The following is a 5136-nucleotide window of genomic DNA, read 5'->3' as shown; positions in this document are numbered from 1 at the left end:
CGGCGAGGTCGAGCGCCACCGCGTGATTCGGCGCCGGACAGATTGTCGCGACAGTTCCGGCGAATGTCGTCACGACCGCGCGGTGGATGTGGCCGGCCGCGACCAGCCGCACCCACGGGTAGCGTTCGACGATGGCTGCAAGCTCGTCGGCGTTGTGCAGGTTCTGAAGATCCATATGCCAGATGCCGGCGAGGAACGGCGGATGATGGAGAAAGATCAGCGCCGGCCGGCGGTCGGAACCGGAAAGCACGGCGTCGAGCCACTGCAACGTCGCCAGTTCGAGCCTTCCGTGCGGCCGGCCGTGCACCGTGGAATCCAACAACACGACATCGAGCGGGCCGACCGGTTGGAGCTGATTCAGCGGCCCGTCGGCGGGGAACAAAGTTTGCGGGAACATCTCGCGCATCAGTTCGCGGCCATCATGATTGCCTGGAATGACGACGAACGGAATCTCCAGCGGGACAAGCAACGTCTTCAGGTGCTCGTATTCTTCCGCCTTCGGCGTATCGACCAGATCGCCGGAGATCACCACCAGATCAGGGCGGGGCACAAAGGCGTTCAGAGCGGCGACGCAACGCTGCAAGGCGGCGGCCGTATCGACGCGGCCATAAGCCAGTTCGCCGGGCGCCTTGATGTGAAGATCGGAAATCTGAGCGATCAAAATTGGCGTTTGCATCTATCCCTCGGGTCGAACATCGTTGGACGGCGGATCGGACAGCAGCCAGATCGCCTCGGGTGAAATTGTGAGGCCGACGCGCTCGCCGGTGCGGACGACTGCAGAGTTGGACGCATCCACAGTCAGCGGCTTGGCAGCGGCGCCGGTGACAATCACGCGCTGGCGATCTCCGACGAAGCTGACGCCGTCGACGTGGCCGGACAGCATCGCGGCCTCGGGTGCGGTCAGCGAGATGGTTTCCGGCCGGATCATCGCGACGGCGCCGGGTCGCGATCCCGCATCCGCCACGGCGAGTATGCCGCCCGGCAGCAGCAGCCTTCCGTCGCGTAGTTCCGCTTCGACGATATTGGCTGCGCCGATGAACTCGGCGACGAAGCGGCTTTCCGGGCGCAGATAGACGTCGCGCGGCGTTCCGACCTGGGTGATCATGCCTTTGCTCATGACGACGATACGGTCGCCGAGCGCCATCGCCTCGGCTTGGTCGTGGGTGACGTAGATCGTCGTGATGCCGAGCGAGCGCAGCAGTCGGTCGAGTTCGCCGCGCAGCCGCTCGCGAAGTGCAGCGTCGAGCGCGGTCAGCGGCTCGTCGAGCAGCAGCACCGCGGGGCGGATCGCCACCGCGCGGGCGAGTGCGACGCGCTGGCGCTGGCCGCCGGACAGCTGATCGATGCGCCGGTTCTCGAGCCCCTCGATATTGGTCAGGCGTACCAGCTCGGCGACCCGTGCAGCGCGGTCCGCCTTGGAGACGCCGCGGATCTTGAGTCCGTAACCGATATTGTCGGCGACGCTCATATTGGGGAACAGTGCGTAGGACTGAAACACCATGCCGACATTGCGCCGCTCGATCGGCTCCGACGCGACGTCGCGGCCATCGAACAGAACGCGGCCGCCGCTGTCCGGCGTCTCAAGGCCGGCGATGATCCGCAACATCGTGGTTTTGCCGCATCCGGAGGGCCCGAGCAGCACCAGCGTCTCGCCGCGCGCGATGTCGAGTGTCGCCGGCTCCAGCGCTCTGGTGCCGTCCGCGAAAGTCTTTCCGCAGGCTTCGATGCGCACCGCGACGCCGTGCCCAAGATCCATCGTCATGCGCGCTGTTCCTTGCCGGCGACGAGTTGCATCGCGACCAGCAGCGGCACGATCATGATGAAGAAGATCAGCGTATAGGCCGAGGCGACTTCGAGGCGCATCGACGCGTAGCTGTCGGCCAGCCCCACCGGCAGCGTCTTGGTTAGCGGCGTGTGCAGCATCCAGGTCAGGTTGAACTCTCCGAGTGACAGCGTCACCACCATCAGGCTGCCGGCGACGATACCCGGCATCGCATTCGGCACGATGACGTCGATGAAGCGTCGCATCGGCGAAGCGCCAAGCGACGCGGCGCCTTCGTCGAGTGTGCCGACATCGATGGTCGCGAACACCGCCATCACCGAGCGCAGCATGAATGGCAGCGTGAACACGACGTGGCCGACGAGAATGAACATCCAGGAGCGGCGGAAGCCGCCGAAGCCCCCATAAGTGAGCAGCAGCGCTAGCGCGATCGCCATGCCGGGGATAGCCAGCGGCAGCGTGACGACCTCTTCGGTGACCCGCGACAACGTGCCGCCTCGCACATGCAGCGCGTAGGCGGCCGGAACGCCGATTACCAACGTGGCGCCGAGCGTGGCGAAAGCGATCAGGAAGGAGAGCGCGATGGTGTCGGCATAAAGCTCCCACACCTGCGCGACCCATTGAAGGGTCACGCCAGACGAGATGCCGCGAAAGTAATTGGCAGTGATCCCGGCCGAGATCGACAGCAGCGCCGGCACCACGAGGAACGCGGCGACCAGCAGCGTGAACGACAGCTGCGCGATGAAGATCAGGCGGTCGCGCATCGCGTCAGCCCGTCGCCGCCACGGCGCCGCCGGTGAGTGAGCGCGATAGCGCAGGATCGCCCAGGAGATCAGCCCGAGCCCGATCGACAGCGACGCCGCGGTGGCGAAATTCGCCGCCAGCGTGAACTCGGTGTAGATCAGCATCGGCAGCACGTCGATGTTGGTAGCAAGCGTAAAAGCCGTGCCGAACGCACCCATCGCGGTGGCGAAAGCGATCGCGCCCGAGGCGACGAAAGCCGGTCCGAGCGCCGGTAGCACCACGTCCCGCTGCACCGCCCACGGTCCGGCGCCGAGCGACCGCGCGGCTTCCTCCAATCCGGGATCGAGCTTCTGCACCGCCGCCATGATGGTCAGGATGACGCGCGGGATCGAGAAGTAGAGATAGCCGAGAAACAGCCCCCAGATTGAATAGGCGAACACGATCTTCTCACCCGTCAGGATCTGCGTCAGATCGCCGATCACGCCTTGCCGGCCGGCAAGCAAAATGATCAAGAATCCGATCACCACGCCCGGAAACGCCAGCGGGAACGTCAGCATCGCGATCAGAATACTGCGGCCCGGGAAGCGGTGACGTTCGAGGAACATCCCCGAAATGGTCGCGATGACCATAGTCGCCAGCGTGGTGGCGGCGGCCAGCACCACGGTGTTGATCAGCGTGGCGCGATAGCGCGGCTCGAGCACGATGTCGAGATAGCCGGCAAGACCGTGTGGTCCCGTGGCGCCGACGAGCATGAGCCGCCCCATCGGCAGCAGGAAGAACGCCGTTGTCACCAGCGCAAGCGGCGCCAGGCACGCAAGCACGAAGCTGCGATGGGTCATGATCGATGCGCGCGGCGAAGCGGCAGATTGCGCAGTCGGCGGTTCACCGGACCTCGGCGAGATAGCGGTCGGTGAACGCCTTCTGCCCGGCTTCCATCGCGGCCCAATCCACGCTCTTGGCGCGCGCGTAGTCGCTGTCCGGCAGGAACTTGGCTTTCACCGCCTCGGGCAGCTCGATTGGTCGCGCCGGCCGCAGATAGGCGTTGGTCCAGATCGCCTGGCCCTTGTCGGAGAGCAGATAGTCCATCACCTTCTTGGCCTTGTCGGCGTCGGGCGCGCCCTTCACGAGGCTCACCACATAGGGAAACACCACCGACCCCTCGCACGGAATCACGAAGGCGAAATTGCCCTTCTCGGTGTACTTGGCGCGGTAGGCGTTGAAGTCGTAATCCAGCAGGATCGGGATCTCGCCCGAGACGACGCGCGCATAGGATGTCTGCTTCGGCACGATGGCGCCGTTGTCGTGGAGCTTCTTGAAGAACGCAATCGCCGGCGAGAAATCCTTGTCGCTGCCGCCGAGCGCGAGATTGACCGCGACCGCGCCAACGAACCCCACCGCCGCGGAGGGCGGATCGAGATAGCCGACCATGCCCTTGTAATCGGGCTTCTCCAGATCCTTCCAGCACGCCGGCACAGGCTTGCCGCCGAGTGCATCGACATTGACGAAGAGGCCGAGCGTGCCGGAATGGATCGCCGTCCAGTGGCCGTCCGGATCCTTCAAGCCGGCCGGCACCTCTTTCCAATTCTGCGGCTTGTAGGCCTCCGTGACGCCCAGGGCCTTGGCCTTCATGCCGAAATTAACGCCGAAATAGCCGATATCCGCGACCGGGTTGGCCTTCTCGGCCAGCAATTGCGACAGCGCCTGGCCGGAATTCTTGTTGTCGAAAGGAATGTCGTAGCCGAGATCGCTTTTGATCTGTTTGAGCATCGTCGCCCAATCGGCCCATTGCGGCGGACAATTGTAGCAGATCACGTCCGCCGCACGGGCCGGCTGCAGCCCCGCCAACATGCACAGCGCCAGCACGACCCCTGCGATCCGGCCGATCCTCATTTTTAGTTCCTTTGGTGCATGTCGGGGGCGCGGAGGACGGCAGTCCTCAAGGTTCGAGAGATGACCTATCGGCTGCTCATGACGGGTTTGCGACAGCCGCCGCGGGGCCGAATTTAGGAACGTTGGACGCCCGGCGGGATTGACGTCCGCGGATGCATAATCCGGGGCGAAACCGCGATTTGCAGCTCCGACCACTCAGGGAGCAGCCGATGCCGAACTCCATACGAACCAACGCATGCCGGCCATGGGACGACGAACAGGTCGCACGGCTGAAAGAATTGATCGAAAGCGGCGCTTCGGCGGTCCGGGCCGCTGCCGCGCTCAAGCGCGCACGATCGTCGGTCCAGGTGAAAGCGCGCAAGCTGGGCATGCCGTTCATGGCGAGCCGGGACGCCAAGCGGCTGCGCAACGCCAGGATCGCCGAAGCCGAGGCGCGTCCGCTGACGTCCTCTGCGGTTCGCAGCGTCGCGGCGGCCGATCACTAGTCGAGATCATCGAACTACTTCCAGGCCGGATGCGCGCTGTTATCAGCGCGCGTTTTCGTCGCAGCCCATAGCCAATTACCTTTTCAGCAGAAAGACTAATCGCGCGGCCCCGCTTCGCGGCCAGATTTTTGCGGCGCGACTACGCAGAACCCCTCATACTTGCGGTGGCTGATTTGCTGCCAATCGTTCAATGTGAAAGACGCCCGCGCCGCGGGTGATGGAGGGTCACAAGATGCA

The 5136-nt window shown here is 64.6% G+C and carries 5 protein-coding genes and 1 pseudogene; 1 reads left to right on the top strand and 5 read right to left on the bottom strand.

All coding sequences use genetic code 11. The features are described 5' to 3' along the window. From I5M_RS10495 to I5M_RS10475, 5 genes and pseudogenes are all read right to left on the bottom strand, one after another. The coding region (locus I5M_RS10495; protein WP_022721366.1) for a phosphodiesterase at positions 1–676 on the bottom strand (676 nt) is incomplete at its 3' end. Next, positions 677–1762, bottom strand: coding sequence for an ABC transporter ATP-binding protein (locus I5M_RS10490; RefSeq protein WP_022721365.1), 1086 nt, complete (start codon positions 1760–1762; stop codon positions 677–679). Then, the gene (locus tag I5M_RS10485) at positions 1759–2544 is read right to left on the bottom strand and encodes an ABC transporter permease (protein ID WP_022721364.1); all 786 of its coding nucleotides are present in this window, start codon (positions 2542–2544) and stop codon (positions 1759–1761) included. The genes I5M_RS10490 and I5M_RS10485 overlap by 4 nt, the downstream gene beginning before the upstream one ends. Positions 2545–2548: 4 nt before the next feature. Continuing rightward, a pseudogene (locus tag I5M_RS29480) lies at positions 2549–3363 on the bottom strand (ABC transporter permease). Positions 3364–3406: 43 nt separating this feature from the next. Beyond that, complete coding sequence (locus I5M_RS10475; RefSeq protein WP_031336022.1) at positions 3407–4414, bottom strand: ABC transporter substrate-binding protein; 1008 nt, start codon at positions 4412–4414, stop codon at positions 3407–3409. 209 nt (positions 4415–4623) lie between these two features. On the opposite strand from I5M_RS10475, the gene I5M_RS10470 reads away from it, so the two are divergent. Continuing rightward, complete coding sequence (locus I5M_RS10470) at positions 4624–4899, top strand: hypothetical protein (protein WP_022721362.1); 276 nt, start codon at positions 4624–4626, stop codon at positions 4897–4899. Positions 4900–5136: the final 237 nt, after the last annotated feature.

This window comes from Rhodopseudomonas sp. B29 (assembly GCF_000333455.1).
Classification (GTDB): domain Bacteria; phylum Pseudomonadota; class Alphaproteobacteria; order Rhizobiales; family Xanthobacteraceae; genus Rhodopseudomonas.
This window is presented reverse-complemented; position numbering and strand designations above follow the sequence as displayed.